19 protein-coding genes are annotated in these 17,686 nt (G+C 52.2%); 16 read left to right on the top strand and 3 right to left on the bottom strand.

What is annotated here, in order from left to right; translation table 11 throughout:
* Nucleotides 1-29: 29 nt before the first annotated feature.
* Both ACO0LN_RS20635 and ACO0LN_RS20630 read right to left on the bottom strand, forming a co-directional pair.
* Nucleotides 30-1,163: an aspartate-semialdehyde dehydrogenase gene (locus ACO0LN_RS20635; protein WP_422976998.1), complete on the bottom strand. Its 1,134-nt coding sequence runs from the start codon at nt 1,161-1,163 to the stop codon at nt 30-32.
* A 207-nt stretch (nt 1,164-1,370) separates the two neighbouring features.
* Nucleotides 1,371-3,227 carry a glycoside hydrolase family 13 protein gene (locus ACO0LN_RS20630; RefSeq protein ID WP_422976996.1) on the bottom strand — a complete coding sequence of 619 codons (1,857 nt, stop codon included), beginning with the start codon at nt 3,225-3,227 and terminating at the stop codon, nt 1,371-1,373.
* A gap of 307 nt (nt 3,228-3,534) precedes the next feature.
* On the opposite strand from ACO0LN_RS20630, the gene ACO0LN_RS20625 reads away from it, so the two are divergent.
* The 9 genes from ACO0LN_RS20625 to ACO0LN_RS20585 all read left to right on the top strand — a co-directional run bounded on the left by ACO0LN_RS20625 (nt 3,535) and on the right by ACO0LN_RS20585 (nt 9,275).
* A complete protein-coding gene (locus ACO0LN_RS20625; RefSeq protein ID WP_422976994.1) occupies nt 3,535-4,374 on the top strand; it encodes a hypothetical protein in 840 nt (279 codons plus the stop codon).
* Nucleotides 4,375-4,589: 215 nt separating this feature from the next.
* Complete coding sequence (locus ACO0LN_RS20620) at nt 4,590-4,964, top strand: hypothetical protein (RefSeq protein WP_422976992.1); 375 nt, start codon at nt 4,590-4,592, stop codon at nt 4,962-4,964.
* A 43-nt stretch (nt 4,965-5,007) separates the two neighbouring features.
* Nucleotides 5,008-5,523: an RNA polymerase sigma factor gene (locus tag ACO0LN_RS20615; protein ID WP_422976990.1), complete on the top strand. Its 516-nt coding sequence runs from the start codon at nt 5,008-5,010 to the stop codon at nt 5,521-5,523.
* A 13-nt stretch (nt 5,524-5,536) separates the two neighbouring features.
* Nucleotides 5,537-6,355 carry an anti-sigma factor family protein gene (locus tag ACO0LN_RS20610; RefSeq protein ID WP_422976988.1) on the top strand — a complete coding sequence of 273 codons (819 nt, stop codon included), beginning with the start codon at nt 5,537-5,539 and terminating at the stop codon, nt 6,353-6,355.
* A gap of 172 nt (nt 6,356-6,527) precedes the next feature.
* On the top strand, nt 6,528-7,343 hold the full coding sequence (locus ACO0LN_RS20605; RefSeq protein WP_422976986.1) for a glutaminyl-peptide cyclotransferase: 816 nt from the start codon (nt 6,528-6,530) through the stop codon (nt 7,341-7,343).
* An 8-nt stretch (nt 7,344-7,351) separates the two neighbouring features.
* A complete protein-coding gene (locus ACO0LN_RS20600; RefSeq protein WP_422976984.1) occupies nt 7,352-7,861 on the top strand; it encodes a hypothetical protein in 510 nt (169 codons plus the stop codon).
* Between the two features lie 110 nt (nt 7,862-7,971).
* Nucleotides 7,972-8,403, top strand: coding sequence for a VOC family protein (locus tag ACO0LN_RS20595; RefSeq protein ID WP_422976982.1), 432 nt, complete (start codon nt 7,972-7,974; stop codon nt 8,401-8,403).
* 41 nt (nt 8,404-8,444) lie between these two features.
* Nucleotides 8,445-8,789 carry a GFA family protein gene (locus ACO0LN_RS20590; protein ID WP_162061295.1) on the top strand — a complete coding sequence of 115 codons (345 nt, stop codon included), beginning with the start codon at nt 8,445-8,447 and terminating at the stop codon, nt 8,787-8,789.
* A 12-nt stretch (nt 8,790-8,801) separates the two neighbouring features.
* Nucleotides 8,802-9,275 carry a nuclear transport factor 2 family protein gene (locus tag ACO0LN_RS20585; protein WP_422976980.1) on the top strand — a complete coding sequence of 158 codons (474 nt, stop codon included), beginning with the start codon at nt 8,802-8,804 and terminating at the stop codon, nt 9,273-9,275.
* Nucleotides 9,276-9,341: 66 nt separating this feature from the next.
* On the opposite strand, the gene ACO0LN_RS20580 is transcribed toward ACO0LN_RS20585, so the two are convergent.
* The gene (locus ACO0LN_RS20580; protein WP_422976978.1) at nt 9,342-10,415 is read right to left on the bottom strand and encodes an MBL fold metallo-hydrolase; all 1,074 of its coding nucleotides are present in this window, start codon (nt 10,413-10,415) and stop codon (nt 9,342-9,344) included.
* 190 nt (nt 10,416-10,605) lie between these two features.
* Here ACO0LN_RS20580 and ACO0LN_RS20575 point away from each other — a divergent pair, with 190 nt between their 5' ends.
* The 7 genes from ACO0LN_RS20575 to ACO0LN_RS20545 all read left to right on the top strand — a co-directional run bounded on the left by ACO0LN_RS20575 (nt 10,606) and on the right by ACO0LN_RS20545 (nt 17,680).
* Nucleotides 10,606-11,001 carry a MerR family transcriptional regulator gene (locus ACO0LN_RS20575; protein WP_186955959.1) on the top strand — a complete coding sequence of 132 codons (396 nt, stop codon included), beginning with the start codon at nt 10,606-10,608 and terminating at the stop codon, nt 10,999-11,001.
* Nucleotides 11,002-11,170: 169 nt separating this feature from the next.
* The gene (locus ACO0LN_RS20570) at nt 11,171-11,641 is read left to right on the top strand and encodes a PaaI family thioesterase (RefSeq protein WP_422976976.1); all 471 of its coding nucleotides are present in this window, start codon (nt 11,171-11,173) and stop codon (nt 11,639-11,641) included.
* Between the two features lie 85 nt (nt 11,642-11,726).
* Nucleotides 11,727-12,911, top strand: a complete 1,185-nt coding sequence (locus ACO0LN_RS20565; protein ID WP_110257510.1) for an isovaleryl-CoA dehydrogenase — start codon at nt 11,727-11,729, stop codon at nt 12,909-12,911.
* Between the two features lie 32 nt (nt 12,912-12,943).
* Entirely contained in the window at nt 12,944-13,885 is a 942-nt protein-coding gene (locus tag ACO0LN_RS20560; RefSeq protein ID WP_422976974.1) for a pyridoxal-phosphate dependent enzyme, read from the top strand.
* Nucleotides 13,886-13,894: 9 nt separating this feature from the next.
* Nucleotides 13,895-15,676: a bifunctional isocitrate dehydrogenase kinase/phosphatase gene (aceK, locus tag ACO0LN_RS20555; RefSeq protein WP_422976972.1), complete on the top strand. Its 1,782-nt coding sequence runs from the start codon at nt 13,895-13,897 to the stop codon at nt 15,674-15,676.
* Between the two features lie 79 nt (nt 15,677-15,755).
* Nucleotides 15,756-16,937, top strand: coding sequence for an acetyl-CoA C-acetyltransferase (locus ACO0LN_RS20550; RefSeq protein WP_422976970.1), 1,182 nt, complete (start codon nt 15,756-15,758; stop codon nt 16,935-16,937).
* A gap of 74 nt (nt 16,938-17,011) precedes the next feature.
* Nucleotides 17,012-17,680, top strand: a complete 669-nt coding sequence (locus ACO0LN_RS20545) for an SDR family oxidoreductase (RefSeq protein WP_422976968.1) — start codon at nt 17,012-17,014, stop codon at nt 17,678-17,680.
* The last annotated feature ends 6 nt before the right edge of the window (nt 17,681-17,686 follow it).

The following is a 17,686-nucleotide window of genomic DNA, read 5'->3' as shown; positions in this document are numbered from 1 at the left end:
AGCCTACACCAAAATCAAGCCCCTGGTTTTCACTTGTGCATGCTGCGCAAACCTTGTTCATAGATCACTTCGGCTATCTGTATTGCATTCAGGGCGGCACCCTTGCGCAGATTGTCGCCACTGACGAATAGCGCCAGGCCATGTGCTACCGTAGGGTCAGGGCGCACCCGGCCAACGAATACAGGATCGCGGCCAGTCGCCATCAAGGGATTGGGCACTTCAGTAACGACCACACCGGCAGCACAGCTCAGTAACTCAAGCGCTGCATCTGCTGAGATGCTTTTTTCGAATTCTGCATTGATGGACAGTGAATGTCCTGTAAAGACTGGCACACGCACACAGGTGCAGGAGACGCTCAATTCCGGGATACCAAGTATCTTGCGGCTTTCATTACGCAACTTGATTTCTTCTTCGGTATAACCGTCTTCAACAACCTGATAGTTGTAGGGCACGACATTATAGGCAATCGGCACCTGCCATTTCTTCGGTGCGGGGAAGTCTATGCCTTCACCATCATTGACCAGCCTGGTGCAATCATCACCTGCTTTTTGCATCTGACTTGCCAGCTCTTCGACGCCCGCAACACCACCACCCGACACGGCCTGATAAGTGCTGACGACCAGACGCCGTAGCACAGCTTTGTCATGCAGGGGTTTCAGCACAGGCATGGCTGCCATGGTCGTACAGTTGGGGTTTGCGATGATGCCCTTGGGGATATTTGCCAGATCATGCGGATTGACTTCTGCCACCACCAGCGGCACGGCAGGGTCCATGCGCCATGCCGAGGAATTATCGATGACCAGCGCACCCGCAGCCGCGACCACCGGGGCCAGGCGCAAGGAGGTATCTCCACCTGCCGAAAAAAACACGACAGCGAGGCCAGAATAATCAGCCGTCGCTGCATCTTCAACGGCGATCCGGCTGCCTTTCCAGTTCAGTGATTTTCCGGCAGAACGCGCAGACGCAAACAGGCGCAATGAGCTGACCGGGAAGTTGCGCTCTTCCAGCAGCTTGAGCATGAATTCACCGACCAGGCCAGTTGCGCCGACGACACCTACATGCATGCCATGTGGGTAATGTTCGAGCGACAAGGCAGAGCGTGCCAGTCGCGGTGGACTGGCAACGGAAGCCTGATGATCTTGATGATTAAAACTTGATGCCATGTAAATCTCCTTAAAGTGGCCAGGAGACAGGTATCAAGCTATATGCACCCGCCTCGTAGGCGGGTTGCGAAAAAATGAAAAAGCGCTAACCCACCATTGCGATAATGGTGGTCTTAATGCTCAGCGTGGATGCAAAGTGGCTTTTCATAAATTGATGGTAACAGACTTGATAAAGACGATCAAGCCGTCGGTTTTGCCGGTTCAAGCCTACATAATTTCCAGCAGCAGGACGCCACGCGCAGGCACTTTGAGTTGTTGCGTCTGTTCAAATTCCTGTCCAGTGATCACATCTTTGGCCTTGGCGTTTGCAGGCAAAATTTCTGCAAAGCGTGTTGTCGCCAATTCTGTCTCAGCCGCATTCTTGTTCATCACCACCATGATTTTGTGCTTCTGGTCATAGCGGAAGTACACATAGATGCCATCTTGCGGTGCAAAGTGCATGAGCTTGCCTTGGTGGATAGTGCTCTGGGTCTTACGCCAGTTCAGCAGCTTTTTGAGAAAGGCTTGTGCTTCCAGTTGTCTGGCATTCAGACCTGCACCGGTGAACGCATTTACTGCATCACCTGTCCAGCCACCGGGAAAGTCTTTTCGGAATGCACCGTCATCCCTGTGTTTGGTGCTGGTCATTAAAATCTCGGTGCCATAATAAAACTGTGGCGTGCGCGGCATGGTGGCGATATAGGTGATCGCCATCTTGAATAAATCCAGGTCTTCATCAAGTGCGCTGTACAGGCGGCTGACATCATGATTGCCCTCAAACAGCACCATCGCTGATGGTTGTGGGTAGAGCTGGTCATTGATCAGGGCTTCATACAAAGTGGCAAAGCCGGAATGCAGGTTTTCTGGTGCAACCAGAGCCTTGCGCAAAGTGTCATGCAAGGGATAGTCCATCATGCTGGGCATGTGCGAGACATAGCCATTCGCATTCTTGTGCCCGCGCAACCAATGCGCTACCAGATTGGGATTATCTGACCATTCTTCGCCTACCAGTGTCAGTTGCGGGTATTCCTGCATGACGCGGCGCGACCACTCTGTTAAAAAGGCAGGGTCAGAATAGCCATAGGTATCTGCCCGTATGCCCGCCAGCCCCGCATATTCTATCCACCAGATGGTATTTTGTATCTGATAATTCGCCACCAGCGGGTTGCGCTGGTTCATGTCCGGCATATGCACTTCAAACCAGCCCTGGGTGTAATTCTTTTTATCGATGGCAGACGCATACGGGTCACTGACCGTGGTGCGCGCATGGTAGGTCGGTGTAAATTCACTGTTATAGCTGAGCCAGTCTTTGCCGGGCAAATCTTTCATCCACCAGTGGCCGTCTCCTATGTGATTCAGCACGATATCCTGGATCACACCTATGCCTTTCTTTTTTGCTTCGGCTACCAGCTGGAGATATTCTTTATTGCTGCCCAGGCGGGCATCGACTTTGTAATAATCGGTGGCGGCATAGCCATGGTAAGAATAAGCTTGCTGATTATTCTCTACGACTGGTGTAGGCCAGAGCATGGTGTAACCCATGCCGGCAATGTAATCCAGGTGGTCACGTATGCCTTTCAGGTCGCCACCATGGCGGCCAGCGCTGGCATCATTGCGGTCCAGCTTGTCGGCAAAGCCGGGCAGACTGTCATTGCTGGTGTCGCCATTGGCAAAGCGGTCTGGCATAAGATTCAGGATTGCATCTGCCGGGCCAAATCCCAGCCTTTGTGCGGATCCTGGCTCACGTGCCCTGAGTTCATAGGGGATGCTAAATTTTTGCTCCTCATGTTGCATGCTGATATTGAATTTACCTGAGTGGGTGCCTGGCGAAATTTGTAAATCCAGAAACAGATAATTGGGGTTGCTGAGCTTGCGCACGCCCTTGATGTGCACGCCTGGATAATTGATGCGCGCTGTGTAGGTGGCAATTTGTTTGCCATGCAGCATGATTTGCAGCTTGTCACTCTTCATCCCCACCCACCAAAAACCGGGTTCTACATGTTGCACGACAGGCTGAGCCTGTACAAATACAGGTAGCAAGGCTAGCAAGCTAATGCACAGACGTGCCAAGGCTTTGGTTTTCATGTTGTCTCCTGATGGGTAAAACTTATTTTTATGTATTTAAACTACATTTGTCTGGTTATTTTAATTTATTAAGCTTAAATAAAGCATTCTTATTCATCTTGGTTGTGTATTTTAATTACATTAGTCTTCCTGTGAAAATATCCGGTTTGCTCCAAAGCTGGAACTGGCGCTGGAAATTGCCTCTTTTTTGAGCTTCATCCAGTCACTTTGTTTGATATTTTCTAGCTTATCAAATCAGGCTGAGTCGTCTCAGCAAAAGCAAGGGCGTTAGCGCATATAAAGCGCAGCCCCAATCCCGGGAGGATGTATGCAGGATATTTCAAACTTAAATTCGATTTTTGGTGATGTGCAGGCTTTGCAAAGCAAGTTCAAATCCAGACTGGCTGATGCAGAACAGAGTGCCGACAAGTTCAAGGCGGCATTGCAAACAGCAGTCAAGCCAGAAACCAAAGCTGAACTGGTGAGTACTATCAAGGAGAAAGCCGCTGACCTTGGTGCAGATACCAAGACCACCGACCTGGCAGCGCAAATACAGGCGACACTGACAGCCTTGCGCGAGCAATTGCAGGCGCCGCCGCCTGCTGTGCCTCCTGCGGCGGCAAGCACTGTGGCAGCAGTCACTGGCGCGTCAGCGAGTTCAACAGCAGTAACCAGCGTCAGCGATACAACTGCCAGCAGCAAAACCACGGCTGCCGCAAGTAAACCTGCTGCCACGCCGCCAGCCGTACCCACCACGACCATTGCCGCAGTCAACCCTACCCATGCCGCTTACAGGGTGTATGACCCGGCCAATCCATCGGCTTTTGTCTCGCCATCCAATCCCGGCGGTGGCCCCAATCTGCTGGCGGCAGACCTGGTCTTTAATACTGACCCAAGGCCGGATTCTGTGAATTCGATCAAGCGCCCAACGGCAGAGCAAGGTTCGGCTGAGTGGGGTGATCAGCTGAAAAACTATGAAGTCGCTTATGAAAAATTAAGCAAAGAGAATAATGACTGGAACCAGAAAAACATAAAAATGCGTAACCAGACACTCGCAGCTTCACCTTATGCAGCATTTGTTACTACTACCGGTGCGGTTAATCTGGCAGCACAAACCGATCCTTTTTATCAGGCTATGCTGGCTGACCCTACCAGGGCACCCGCCTAGTTTTATTGAAGTTCTAAAGTCACTGGAACCCGTCAACTAATCTGGCGGGTTTTTGCTTTGTGCTTGCACAAAACCACCTGAAAAAATAATTTTCAAACTGCTGGAATAAAGGCTGCTCAGCTTACGTATATCCCTGTGTAAGCAGTTTGCGCGTCAAATGCTGCTGACATTCGTTTAGCCACCTATACTACATTTACATTTTCAGGAGCCTTTTGATGAAAACCAGACAAATTTGCCTTGCCCTGCTGACCAGTGCCACATTCATCGCCGGTTTTGCCCAAGCCCAGTCCGCACCCAAGGTCGCAGATGGCATACTCGTCAGTGATACCGGCATGACTTTGTATAGCTTTGACAAGGATGTCGCCGGTAGCGGCAAAAGCACTTGCAATGGGCCATGCGCAACAAACTGGCCGCCAGTTGCCGTACCCGCCAAGCTGCCATCCGGCAAATATTCTGTCGTCACCCGCGATGATGGCAGCACACAACTGGCGTATGACGGCAAGCCGCTGTACCTGTACGCGGCGGATAAAAAAGCCGGTGAGCGTACTGGTGACAACTTTAAAAATGTCTGGCATCTGGTCAAGGAATAAAGCGTGCCGTGCGATAAATTTCAAGCCACTTAATGTCTGACAAATGAGTCAGTCGGATAGCCGCAGCCAGTTACTGGCTTGCATCCCCCGCCTGCGTCGCTATGCGCGTGCGCTGGTGGGTGACAGGGCGGGCGCGGATGATCTGGTGCAAGACACCATGGAACGCGGCTGGCTGAAGCTGGGCTCATTCCTGCCGGATGGCGATATGCGGGCCTGGTTATTCAGCATCATGCATAATCTGCGGCTGGATCAATTGCGCAAGCCATCGCTGACTACGGTAGAGCTCGATGATGAAGACGCATCCTTGCCCGCCCTGGCCGCCAGCCAGAGTCATGGCCTGGAATTACGCGACCTGCAGGCAGCATTGCAGCAATTGCCACTGGAGCAGCGCGAAGTATTATTGCTGGTCGTGCTGGAAGAAATGCGTTACGAAGATATTGCCCTTACTTTGAATATCCCGCTGGGAACCGTGATGTCACGCTTGTCGCGTGGCCGTGAAAAACTGCGTGCCATTATGGAAATGCGCCCCACCAGCACAGTCTTGAAAGTCGTCAAGTGAACAAGGCCAGATCATGAAACACGAGCCCGTCAGCGAAGCAGACTTGCATGCCTATGTCGATGGCCAGCTGCCTGTTGCCCGCGTGGCGGAGGTGGAAAGCTATCTGCAGGCGAACCCGGCTGAGCAGGAAAAAGTGTCTGCCTGGCGCAAACAGAATGCCGGCCTGCATGCCTTGTTTGATCCTATTGTTGATGAACCTGTGCCTGCCCGGCTCAGTTCAATACTGAGACCAGCTACTCCCGCGGCCAACCAGCCTGTCTGGGGCTGGCGCCATCTGGCAGCCGGTATAGCGATTGCCTTCGTCAGCGCCAGTAGCGGCTGGTGGTTGCATGCACGTAGTGATACCAGCGCGGTGCTGGCACAGGCTGATGTGCAAAAAAATGGTGTTCATGGCGCTGCAGGCTTTGCCCATCAGGCTGCGGTGGCGCATCTCGTATATAGTCCTGACGTGCGCCGCCCGGTAGAAGTGGGGGCAGAGCAGGAAGAACAACTGGTTGCCTGGCTGTCCAAACGCATGGGCAGCCCCATGCGTGCACCCAAGCTCGGCAAACTATCGTATGAGCTGGTTGGTGGCCGCCTTTTGCCGGGCGGCACTGGCCCAGTGGCGCAATTCATGTACCAGGACGCGACCGGCCAGCGCCTGACCCTGTACGTCAGCAATGATCAGGTGCAAAACAAGGACACTGGTTTCAAATTCCTGCAAGATGGCAAGGTCAATGTGTTTTACTGGGTCGATGGCAAGTTTGGCTATGCCTTATCGGGCAGTATCAGCAAAGCAGAACTCGCACGCATTTCCAATGCCGTGTATGAGCAACTCGAAAAACCTTCCTGAGCCAGTTTTGCTGGCAAGAGATTTGTCACGCTAAGTAAATTCAGGTGACAGGCTCGCCGAAAATATCTATTCTTTCCTCCTTCTATGCCAAAGCGGTCTTTAATGACGGTGCTTGGTAAAATTTAGCAAGCCAGGCTGCAATGATGCAGCCTGCCAAGGATGGGATATTTGCATGCGTAAATGGACATTGACAGGATTATCGGCAAGCTTGTTTTCAGGCGTATTGTCCGGCTTGTTATTGAGTAGCGCCGTATTCTTGCCTGTGGCAAGTGCCCAGGCTGCATCGGCAATCCCAACTTATACCTACGAGGTGGTACATGCCTACCCGCATGACCCGAATGCCTTCACCCAGGGCTTGTTTATCAAGGATGGCTTCCTGTATGAAAGTACGGGTTTGCAAGGTCGCTCTACCGTACGCAAGGTCAGGCTGGAAACCGGTGAAGTCCTGCAAAAAATGGATTTGCCCAGACAGATTTTTGGCGAGGGCATCACCTGGTGGGACAAGCGCATTATAGGCATCACCTGGACTAACCAGGCGGGTTATGTGCTTGATCTCGACACTTTCGCCTTCCAAAAAGAATTCGCCTACAAAGGCGAGGGCTGGGGCATTGCCCGCAATGATAAAGAAATCATCATGAGCGACGGCACCTCAGAATTGCGTTTCCTCGACCCGCTCACTTTGCGTGAGACCCACCGTATCAAGGTCACGGCAGATGGCAAGGCAATAGATCAGTTAAATGAACTTGAATGGGTAAAGGGCGAGATTTTCGCTAACATCTGGCAAACCGATAACATCGCCCGTATTGACCCCAAGACCGGCAAGGTCATAGGCTGGATCAATCTGAACGGCTTGCTCTCCATGGGCGACCGCATCATGGGTAACCCTGATGTCCTCAACGGCATCGCCTATGATGCCGCCAAAGACAGGCTGTTTGTGACGGGTAAATTGTGGCCTAAATTGTTTGAAATCCGTTTGATCAAGCGCTAGACCTGATGATGAATAAAATTCTGTATTTCCTGCTGTCCGGTTTTTTGCTGAGCGCATTCTCATCGAATAGTCTGGCGTCTGATGCCAGGCTGGAAAACCAGCTCATACTTGCCCTCAAAATCAGAGCTGATGGACAAGACAGGCAGGCCGAATCCAGGCCTGTGATACGGGCTTACCAGCAAGCGGCGATCATCAGTAAAAAGCCGCAGCAGCGTGCCGACTACATTGATTTTTATCTCTTGCAAAAACCAGCCAGCTTCATGGGGCATACATTGATTTTGCTGGAAGAAGAATACATGGATAAGTATGTAGGCTGTTGTGTCAGCCCTGGCCTTGGCCTGGTGCGGCAAGTAGAAGCTGATACTCGTCCACTGCAGGATTTTGCCGAGAAAAATGCCTGTACCTTCAAACCGCATGCCGATGTGTTCGATACCCTGAAGACTTATGGTATCAGGCATAAACTGCCCAAAGCCGATTACGCCACACTCAGTTGCCGTGAGCGAGATGCGCAAAAATAAATGTAGTCGGCCATGCCTGCATAGACTTTAATGGCTTGTATATGCTTGCCTTTTTGTATATAAAGTAAGTCTTGCCGGCCCCGTCGTTTCCATCCTGAAAGGAACGCGTCATGTCTGAGTCTTACCGTACCCCGTCTGATATCCATCCCAGCCTGATTTATGATGATGCGCCTGCCGCCATAGACTGGCTGGTCAAGGCCTTTGGTTTTACCTCCCGTTTCGTGGTGCCTGGTGAGGGCAACCGGGTAGAACATTCAGAATTGAGTCTGGGTACAGGCGTCATCATGGTGGCTTCGCCCAAGGCCGAGACGCATCATGTCAGCCCCAGATCCTTGACCGGCATTTCACAGGCGCTCAGCGTCTATGTGGATGACCCGGACGCCCATCATGCACGGGCAATTGCCGCCGGTGCCAAGCTGGTGCGGCCACTGCAAACCGAGGATTATGGTGCCAGGGGTTATATGGTGCTCGACCCTGAAGGGCATCTCTGGTATTTCGGCAATTACCGGCCCGGTGAATACTGGCAGGATGTGCAAGACTGAACTGAACATCATCATTCATTAGACACTGAGGGAGTGTATTCATGCATAAAGGTAGCTGCCATTGCGGCAAAATCGCATTTGAAGTAGAGGGTGAAATAGACAGCGGGCTGGCCTGTAATTGTTCCATCTGCCAGCGCAAGGGTTCGCTGCTGTGGTTTGTGCCATTCACGAATTTGCACTTGCTGACGCCGGAAGAGGCCGCCAGTACCTACCTCTTCAACAAGCATGTGATACAGCATAAATTTTGTCCTACTTGCGGCATGCATCCTTATGCCGAGGGCGTCGATCCCAAAGGCAACAAGGTGGCAGCCATCAATCTGCGCTGCCTGGAAGATATAGACCTGGCAGCCATACCCGTGCATCACTATGATGGCCGTGCTTTATAAAAAAGGATGAGGATGTTCAAAAAATATTTGGGAGCAGCCAGTGTATTGCTGGCCATTGCCAGTCCGGGATTATTGCCTGCACATGCAGCCGACTCCACTGATGCAAAAAACGTCGCCCTGGTCGCGCAATTGACAAAGCTGTCTGACGACTGGGATGCCGCCATCGTCCGCAAGGACAAGGAAGCGATAGAAGCCAATATGGCAGAAGACTTTCGTCAGATAGACGGCGACGGCGATCTTGAAACCAAGACCAGTTTCGTCAATGGCCTGGTATCAGACAAGCTGGAAATTGATCCCTACAAGGTAGAGGATTTTGAAATACGCCTGTACGGGAATGTTGCCCTGCTCAGTGGCCGCACCAAGATGACTGGCCGCTATGAGGGCAAACCTTTCAAATCACATTACCGCTATATCGATATCTATGCACAGCGCGATGGCAAGTGGCAGATAGTCAGTGTGCAGATCAGTAGAATACCGCAGCAATAAAAATATCGCCTCAGAGTACGTGTGAGTACGTGTGAGAGCGTAGGCGTGGGCGATATTTCTTGACGCTTAATTGATGACGAAGCGCAAGACTCCATCATTCCCCGTTTCCCTGCGCAAGACACCGTCATACCAGAGCTTGTGCAAGTGGGCCAGCGCTTCGCCTATCGCGAAAGTCAGTTGATGAGAATCGAGTGTGCGACGGAACATGATGGGGACAATGTCCATCGCTGATTGTGGCGTGGCACAGGCCGTCTTTACCTCTTCCAGTCGCTCGGCATGGTGGTCTTGCAATTGCTGTACGCGGGTATGCAAGCCCTTGAAGGGTTTGCCATGAGAAGGCAGGATCAGCACGTCTTCTGGCAGTGGCAGGTATTTTTGCAGTGAATCCATGTACTGCTGTACGGGATTGGCTTCTGGCTCTATGGCAAACACCGATACATTGGTAGAGATGCGCGGCAACAGCATATCACCAGAAATCAGGATATTCAGTTCTGCGCAATATAGCGAAGCATGTTCGGGGGAATGGCCAAATCCAACGATAACCTGCCAGCGACGTTGCTTGATGACGACATCCAGACCTTCTTGCATGCGGTGGTAGGCGGTTGGTACAGTCGGCACCAGTCTGGTGTAATGGGTTTTTCTTTCCTGTATCTGTTCCTGCATGCCGCTATCAACCAGGCCATGCTTGCGAAAGTGCGGGAACATGGCCGTGCCGTCCGCACCCGGCAGGCTGGCCGACATCATGCGGGCAAAGGCGTATTCGCCTGCCGTCATCCATAGCTGTACATTCCAGCGGCTGCACAGCCAGTCAGCCAGGCCTATATGGTCGGGGTGACAGTGGGTGGCAATGACGCGGATGATGGGCAGGCCACGCAAATGGTTGTTGAGGTCGCCGAACAAAATCTCCCAGGCATCACGGGTGGCGTCGCTGGCGATGCCGCAATCGACTGCCGTCCAGCCACGGACCTTGCCCTGGCAGGTCTCCAGTTCATCTTCCAGCAGCCACAGGTTGATATGGTTCAGCGCAAAGGGCAGGCCCATGCGTATCCACAGCACGCCGGGGGCGATTTCCATGGTCTTGCCGGTGTCGGGCAAGGTTTCGCCAAAAGGGTAGTGGAGTTGTTGTTCCAGTAAGTTCATGCTCGTCTCTGTTGTTATTGTGGTGGCCAGGGCGTGTTGCCATCTGCTGCCTGTTTTCTCATTATGGATGACTCCAGAAGGACTGGAATAGCCTACAATGCGATTTAAAACTATTTGACGTTAACGTCAACTGCATCAAGTGCAGATTGTAATCAGAAAACTGTTTCTGTGTTTTTTCACCAGATTGACCATGGCCACCTATACCATTACCGAACTTGCCCGCGAATTTGATATTACCCCGAGGGCGATACGATTCTATGAAGACCAGGGTTTGCTGAGCCCCACACGTGAAGGGCCGGGCGGCCGCAACCGTGTTTATACAACGCGGGAGCGCACCCATCTGAAGCTGACACTGCGCGGCAAGCGACTGGGCCTGAGCCTGTCGGACATCAAAAGCCTGGTCGATATGTACCGTTCTCCCAAGGATACCGAAGTACAGTTACAGAGTTTCCTGGTGGTGCTGGCCAGGCACAGGGCGGCGCTGGAGCAACAGCGCGAAGACATAGAAATCATGCTGGCAGAAATCAGTGCGCATGAAGAAAAAAGCCGTAGTTTGCTGGGGCAACTGGACCATGCAGAAAAATAAGTCTGGTCTTATTTAACAGGACTGCCATGGACTGCATGAGTAATTCGATAAGATTTATATTGAGCTTGCAGTAGAAAAACATCAAACCAGTGAATTGACGTTTACGTAAACGTCAATTAGACGTATTATTTTTGCCTGAGATGGTTTTTCCTTGGTTATTGGGGGTTTTATGAGCAATCAGGCAACGCAGCAAAGTGCAGCGACACTGGATCACAAACTGGCCCTGAGCTTGCTGGAAAGCTTTAATGCCCAGGGTGCATTAATGGCCTGGAATGCCCGCCTGACCAGCATCACCCCCGGCGCATGTGAAATCAGCCTGCCTTTCAGTGAGGTAGTCAGCCAGCAGCATGGCTATTTCCATGGTGGTGTGATTGGTACTATAGCTGATGCGGCAGGTGGCTATGCCGCGAATACCCAATTGATGCCGGTGAGTGAGTGCTTAACTGCAGAATACAAGATCAATATCGTTGCACCTGGCAAGGGCGACACTTTGATTGCCCGTGGCAAAGTCTTGAAGGCAGGTAAAACCCTGGTGGTATCCAGTGCAGAAGTGTTTGTGGTGGACAAGGGCCAGGAAAAACTCTGTGCCATCATGCAACAGACTTTGTTTGTGATACCCAAGGCAGAATCAAAGATATAGGCTATAGGCTTAACAAGGCTGGCATGCTTGACCATAAGTTAGCATAAGCCAGTGAATTTTAATTTCATAAAAGTGTGAGGACGACATGCTGCATTTACCAGGTTTGACTTTTGATCACGGCGAAGACATCGCCGCTTTGCGCGAAGCCGTGCAGCAATTTGCCCAGGCAGAAATCGCCCCGCGTGCCGCCGAGATAGACCGTAGCGACCAGTTCCCCATGGATTTGTGGCGCAAGATGGGTGACCTGGGCATTCTGGGTGTGACCGTCAGCGAAGAATACGGTGGCGCCAACATGGGCTATCTCGCCCATATCATTGCCATGGAAGAAATTTCCCGTGCTTCTGCCTCAGTCGGCCTGTCGTATGGTGCCCACTCCAACCTGTGCGTGAACCAGATCAAGCGCAATGGTACAGAAGAACAAAAAGCCAAGTACCTGCCAAAACTGATCAGCGGCGAACACATAGGCGCGCTCGCCATGTCCGAGCCAAATGCTGGTTCCGACGTGGTCAGCATGAAGCTGCGCGCAGACTGGAAGGGTGACCGCTGGGTACTGAACGGCACCAAGATGTGGATCACCAATGGTCCTGATGCCGACACGCTGGTCGTGTATGCAAAGAACGACCTGGAAGCTGGCCCACGCGGCATGACAGCCTTCCTCATAGAAAAAGGTTTTAAAGGCTTCAGCATTGCGCAAAAGCTCGACAAACTCGGCATGCGCGGCTCCCACACGGGTGAACTGGTATTCGAGGATTGCGAAGTCCCGGCAGAAAACGTGCTCGGTGGCTTGGGCAAGGGCGTTAATGTTCTGATGTCTGGCCTGGATTTTGAGCGTACCGTCTTGTCGGGCGGCCCTCTGGGGATCATGCAAGCCTGTATGGATGCGGTAGTTCCTTATGTGCATGACCGCAAGCAATTCGGCCAGCCTATCGGTGAGTTCCAATTGATGCAGGGCAAGCTGGCAGATATGTATTCGACCATGATGGCGTGCAAGGCCTATGTGTATGCAGTCGGTCAGGCTTGCGACCGCGCCACGACGCCAGAAGCAGTGCGCGCCCTGCGCAAGGATGCTGCAGGTGCGATTTTGTACTCGGCAGAAAAAGCCACATGGATGGCTGGCGAAGCGATACAGACACTAGGTGGCAATGGCTATATCAATGAATACCCGGTCGGTCGCCTGTGGCGCGATGCCAAGCTGTATGAGATAGGCGCTGGTACCAGCGAGATACGCCGCATGTTGATAGGCCGTGAGTTGTTTGCAGAAACCAAGTAACAGGGATTGTTGTAAACTGAGTCTATTTGACCATGACACATTTGCATATCACTACACCGTTGCTGGAACACCGTTCTCTTTCAGCCAGCTTGGACAAACAAGTCTGGCTGAAAATGGAAAACAACCAGCCTTCCGGTTCTTTCAAGTTGCGTGGCATCGGCCTGATGTGCCAGCGTGCGGCAGAGCAGGGTGCTAAACACTTTGTCTGCCCCTCTGGCGGTAATGCCGGTTTTGCTGCCGCTGTTGCTGGCGTGGCCCTGGGTTTGCAAACCACCATCGTCGTGCCGCAAACCACGCATGAAAGTGTGCGAGCGGCAATACGGGCAATCGGCGCGACAGTCATTGTCGCGGGCAGCGTCTGGGATGAAGCCAATCAGGAAGCTTTGCGCCTGTGCGAGCAGCCGGGTGCCGTGTATATCCCGCCGTTTGACCATGCTGATATCTGGGACGGCAATGCCACAACGATAGATGAAGTGGCGGGCAAGCTCGACTTTGATGTCGTCATCTGTTCCGTCGGTGGTGGTGGCTTGCTCAGTGGCATCGCCCTCGGCCTGGAGCGCAATGGCCTCGGCCATATCCCCATCATCGCCTCAGAGACTGAAGGCGCAGCTTCTCTGCACGCAGCCGTGCAGGCCGGTGAACTGGTGACTTTGCCGGCGATTACCTCGATTGCCAGCACCCTCGGCGCGAGACGTGTTGCACAGCAGGCATTTGACTGGACGCGCAAGCGTACTATTCATACGGTCACCGTCAGCGATGCCCAGGCTGTGCTGGCGTGCCTGGCTTTTGCCGACGATATGCGCACTCTTGTGGAACCGGCCTGCGGAGCAGCTTTGGCAGTTGCTTATCAGAACTTGCCGGTATTGGCTGAGTATAAAAAACCACTGATCGTGGTTTGTGGTGGCATCGCCGTGGATTTGGATAAACTACAGGCTTGGAAAAACCAGTTCCAATCCGTAGTTAAGACTGAGTGAGCCCCAACCATGCCCCACACCCATTTCCCCAAATTGCTGTCTTCACAAATCGCCTTCGATATCGCCAGGACGATACTTGATGGCTTTGACAGGCATTACCATTTGTTCAGGGCCAGTAGTCAAAGAGCAAAGCAGCAATTTGAAACGGGTGACTGGAAAGCCGCACAAATCGCCGCACGCGAACGCATAGGTTATTACGACACCCGCGTGCGCGAATGCGTGCAGGCACTGGAAGATGAATACGCAGAAGAAGACCTCAGCGACGAAGTCTGGCGCGAAGTCAAACTGCATTACATGGGCATGCTGATCGATCATCTGCGCCCTGAGCTGGCTGAGACGTTTTTCAATACCGTTTGCACCAAGCTTTTGCACAGAAATTACTATCACAATGATTTTATTTTCGTGCGCCCGGCAACCTCGACCGAGTATCTGGAAAGTGAAGATACGCCACCAAGTTATCGTGTGTATTACCCGGCGACCGATGGCCTGAGTTTTACCATCAAGCGCATCGTCACGAATTTTCAGCTGAATGCCAAGTTTGAAGACCTGGACCGTGATGTGGCCTTGGTAGAAGCACGCCTGCGTGAAAATTTTGGCCCCGCCAAGCTGGAGCCAAATCACCAGATACAAGTACTGGCCAGTCTGTTCTATCGCAACAAGTCTGCCTACATCATAGGCAAGGGCATCAATGGCAATAAGGAATATCCCTTTGTCATTCCTGTCATGCACAAGCGCAAGGGTGAGTTAGTACTCGATACCGTGATTTTTGACACCATGCTCATCACGGTGCTGTTCTCATTTACACGCGCCTATTTCATGGTCGATATGGAAGTACCATCGGCCTATGTGCAATTCATACGCAGCATCCTGCCCAAGAAGCCGCGCAGTGAAATCTACACCATGATAGGTCTGCAAAAACATGGCAAGAATTTGTTTTATCGCGATTTTTTGCACCATCTAAAATATTCATCCGACCGCATAGAAGCCGCACCCGGCATACGCGGTCTGGTGATGCTGGTGTTTGCATTGCCATCTTTCCCGTATGTATTCAAACTGATCAAGGACAGTTTCCCGCCTCCCAAGGAAACCACCAAGGCCCTGATCAAGGAAAAATACCTGCTGGTGAAAAACCATGACCGCGTAGGCCGTATGGCCGATACTCTGGAATACTCGGATGTGGCATTCCCGCGCTCACGTTTTTCTGAAGAATTGCTGGCCGAGATCAAACAATATGCGCCTTCATTATTGGAAGTGAATGATGATGAAGTCGTCATCAAGCATCTGTATATAGAACGCCGTATGACACCGCTGAACATCTGGCTGACTGAAGCCGAGCGCGGTGGTGATATGGCTGCGATGGAGCATGGTCTGAAAGAATACGGCAGTGCCATCAAGGACCTGGTGGCAGCGAACATCTTCCCCGGTGACATGCTGTATAAAAACTTTGGTGTCACCCGTCATGGTCGCGTCGTGTTTTATGACTATGATGAAATCGAATACATCACCGACTGCAATTTCCGCAAGATACCTTTGCCACGCAATGAAGAAGACGAGATGTCCGCCGAGCCCTGGTACCCGATTGCCAAAAATGATGTCTTCCCCGAGCAGTTTGGCACTTTCTTGCTGGGGAATAAAAACGTCAAAGAATATTTTATGAAGCATCATGCTGACTTGCTGACCGCCGAATACTGGCAAGCCCGCAAGAAGCGCATAGTCGATGGCAAGGTAGATGATGTGTTTCCGTATCCGCAGGAAATCCGTTTTTGCAATCAGGCCAGCAGTACAACTTAGAAGCTTTGTGCTTGCCCGTTTCATGACGGACAAGCCCTCATTTTCAGGCAGTCAATCTGCTTTTTTTTTGGAGAACAAGATGAATGATCCTATCGTAATCGTTGGTGCCGCCCGTACCCCCATGGGTGCCTTCCAGGGCGATTTTTCTTCCCTGACAGCCAGCCAGCTCGGTGCAGTTGCCATCAAGGCTGCCGTTGAACGCGCCGGTGTCAAGCCAGAGCTGGTAGAAGAAGTCTTGTTCGGTAACTGCCTGATGGCAGGCCAGGGCCAGGCCCCGGCACGCCAGGCTTTGCTGGCTGCGGGTTTGCCAGTATCCACCGGCGCCGTGACCTTGTCCAAGATGTGCGGCTCAGCCATGAAGGCCACCATGATGGCTTTTGATTCCATCAATGCTGGCAGCAATGAAGTCATCGTTTCCGGCGGTATGGAATCCATGACCAATGCCCCTTACCTGATCCCCAAGGCACGTGGCGGTTACCGCATCGGCCACGGCATGATGTATGACCACATGATGCTTGATGGTCTCGAAGACGCCTATGACAAGGGCCGTTCCATGGGCACCTTTGCTGAAGACTGTTCTGCCAAATACAATTTCAGCCGCGAAGAGCAGGACGCATTTGCAATTGCCTCCGTCAAGCGTGCGCAAGCCGCAACTGCCGATGGTTCCTTCGCATGGGAAATCGCCCCAGTGACAGTATCAGGCCGTGGCGGTGATGTTGTCATCGACAAGGATGAAGGCCCGCTGAAAGCCAAGCTCGATAAAATCCCTGCCTTGAAACCAGCCTTCAAAAAAGACGGCACGATCACTGCTGCTTCTTCTTCGTCCATCAATGACGGCGCTGCAGCACTGGTCCTGATGCGTGAATCCAAAGCCAAAGAACTGGGCCTGACACCGATCGCAAAAATCCTTGGCCACGCCAGCAATGCGCAAGAACCAGGCTGGTTCACGACCGCGCCGGTTGGCGCTATCCAGAAGCTGTACAAAAAATTGGGCTGGACGACTGACGATGTCGATCTGTTTGAAATCAACGAAGCTTTCGCTACCGTGCCTATGGCTGCGATGAAAGAACTCGGTATTCCGCATGACAAGGTCAATGTGCATGGTGGTGCTTGTGCGCTGGGTCATCCTATTGGTGCTTCTGGTGCGCGTATCATCATTACGTTGATGGGTGCTTTGAAGAAGCAGGGTAAGAAACGTGGGGTGGCTTCGCTTTGTATTGGCGGTGGCGAGGGTACAGCTCTGGCGATTGAAATGATTTAAGCGAAATTAATTTCGCTCGAATTCCCTCCCCTTGAAGGGGAGGAGATTTAAAATTTTTCATTCATTGGGAAAATATGCCAGTCGCTTTAATCATCGGTGCATCACGCGGTATAGGCCACGAACTGGCCATGCAATACAAGGCTGCAGGCTGGCGTGTCATCGCCACTGCACGCAAGGAAGAAGACCTGGCAGTTTTGCGGTCAGCAGGCTGTGAAGCCTTGCCGCTGGATGTAACGAATCTGAATGACTGTGCTGGTCTCGGATGGCGTCTTGATGACGAAAAGATTGATGTGGCTATCCTCAATGCTGGCGTGTTCGGCCCAAGAACAGAAGGCCTGACTGCGCCGGACCAGCAACAGTTTGATACCGTCATGCATACCAACCTGTTGTCGGCGATGAGGATATTACCCATTGTGCTGCCGCTGGTAGAAAACGCCAGTGGCAAGCTGGCTGTGATTTCATCCAGCATGGCATCGATAGGCGAGCGCAGCAATCCGACGGGCTGGTTATACCGCGCCAGCAAGACGGCATTGAATTCAGTATTGAAAGACGTGTCGCTGAGTACCAGCAAAGCCATCTGTGTTGCGATGGACCCGGGCTGGGTAAAAACCGACATGGGTGGTGATGCCGCAGAAATCACTGTCGATGTCAGCGTGGCAGGCATACGTCAGACCCTGGCTGCCTTGAAGCCAGCTGACAATGGCAAATATTTGCAATACACAGGCGCAGAACACAGCTGGTAAATCTTC

The organism is Undibacterium sp. TC9W (assembly GCF_049339865.1).
Lineage (GTDB): Bacteria > Pseudomonadota > Gammaproteobacteria > Burkholderiales > Burkholderiaceae_D > Undibacterium.
The sequence above is the reverse complement of the archived record's forward strand: the minus strand, read 5'-3'. Positions and strand labels throughout refer to the sequence as shown.

Bases quoted from the DNA above. Each gene is read 5' to 3' on its own strand.
- ACO0LN_RS20630 (WP_422976996.1), bottom strand. From the start codon at position 3,227: ATGAAAACCAAAGCCTTGGCACGTCTGTGCATTAGCTTGCTAGCCTTG.
- ACO0LN_RS20625 (WP_422976994.1), top strand. From the start codon at position 3,535: ATGCAGGATATTTCAAACTTAAATTCGATTTTTGGTGATGTGCAGGCT.
- ACO0LN_RS20550 (WP_422976970.1), top strand. From the start codon at position 15,756: ATGAATGATCCTATCGTAATCGTTGGTGCCGCCCGTACCCCCATGGGT.
- ACO0LN_RS20545 (WP_422976968.1), top strand. From the start codon at position 17,012: ATGCCAGTCGCTTTAATCATCGGTGCATCACGCGGTATAGGCCACGAA.
- aceK (WP_422976972.1), top strand. From the start codon at position 13,895: ATGCCCCACACCCATTTCCCCAAATTGCTGTCTTCACAAATCGCCTTC.
- ACO0LN_RS20600 (WP_422976984.1), top strand. From the start codon at position 7,352: ATGAATAAAATTCTGTATTTCCTGCTGTCCGGTTTTTTGCTGAGCGCA.
- ACO0LN_RS20580 (WP_422976978.1), bottom strand. From the start codon at position 10,415: ATGAACTTACTGGAACAACAACTCCACTACCCTTTTGGCGAAACCTTG.
- ACO0LN_RS20560 (WP_422976974.1), top strand. From the start codon at position 12,944: ATGACACATTTGCATATCACTACACCGTTGCTGGAACACCGTTCTCTT.
- ACO0LN_RS20565 (WP_110257510.1), top strand. From the start codon at position 11,727: ATGCTGCATTTACCAGGTTTGACTTTTGATCACGGCGAAGACATCGCC.
- ACO0LN_RS20615 (WP_422976990.1), top strand. From the start codon at position 5,008: ATGAGTCAGTCGGATAGCCGCAGCCAGTTACTGGCTTGCATCCCCCGC.
- ACO0LN_RS20585 (WP_422976980.1), top strand. From the start codon at position 8,802: ATGTTCAAAAAATATTTGGGAGCAGCCAGTGTATTGCTGGCCATTGCC.
- ACO0LN_RS20610 (WP_422976988.1), top strand. From the start codon at position 5,537: ATGAAACACGAGCCCGTCAGCGAAGCAGACTTGCATGCCTATGTCGAT.
- ACO0LN_RS20570 (WP_422976976.1), top strand. From the start codon at position 11,171: ATGAGCAATCAGGCAACGCAGCAAAGTGCAGCGACACTGGATCACAAA.
- ACO0LN_RS20590 (WP_162061295.1), top strand. From the start codon at position 8,445: ATGCATAAAGGTAGCTGCCATTGCGGCAAAATCGCATTTGAAGTAGAG.
- ACO0LN_RS20605 (WP_422976986.1), top strand. From the start codon at position 6,528: ATGCGTAAATGGACATTGACAGGATTATCGGCAAGCTTGTTTTCAGGC.
- ACO0LN_RS20620 (WP_422976992.1), top strand. From the start codon at position 4,590: ATGAAAACCAGACAAATTTGCCTTGCCCTGCTGACCAGTGCCACATTC.
- ACO0LN_RS20635 (WP_422976998.1), bottom strand. From the start codon at position 1,163: ATGGCATCAAGTTTTAATCATCAAGATCATCAGGCTTCCGTTGCCAGT.
- ACO0LN_RS20575 (WP_186955959.1), top strand. From the start codon at position 10,606: ATGGCCACCTATACCATTACCGAACTTGCCCGCGAATTTGATATTACC.
- ACO0LN_RS20595 (WP_422976982.1), top strand. From the start codon at position 7,972: ATGTCTGAGTCTTACCGTACCCCGTCTGATATCCATCCCAGCCTGATT.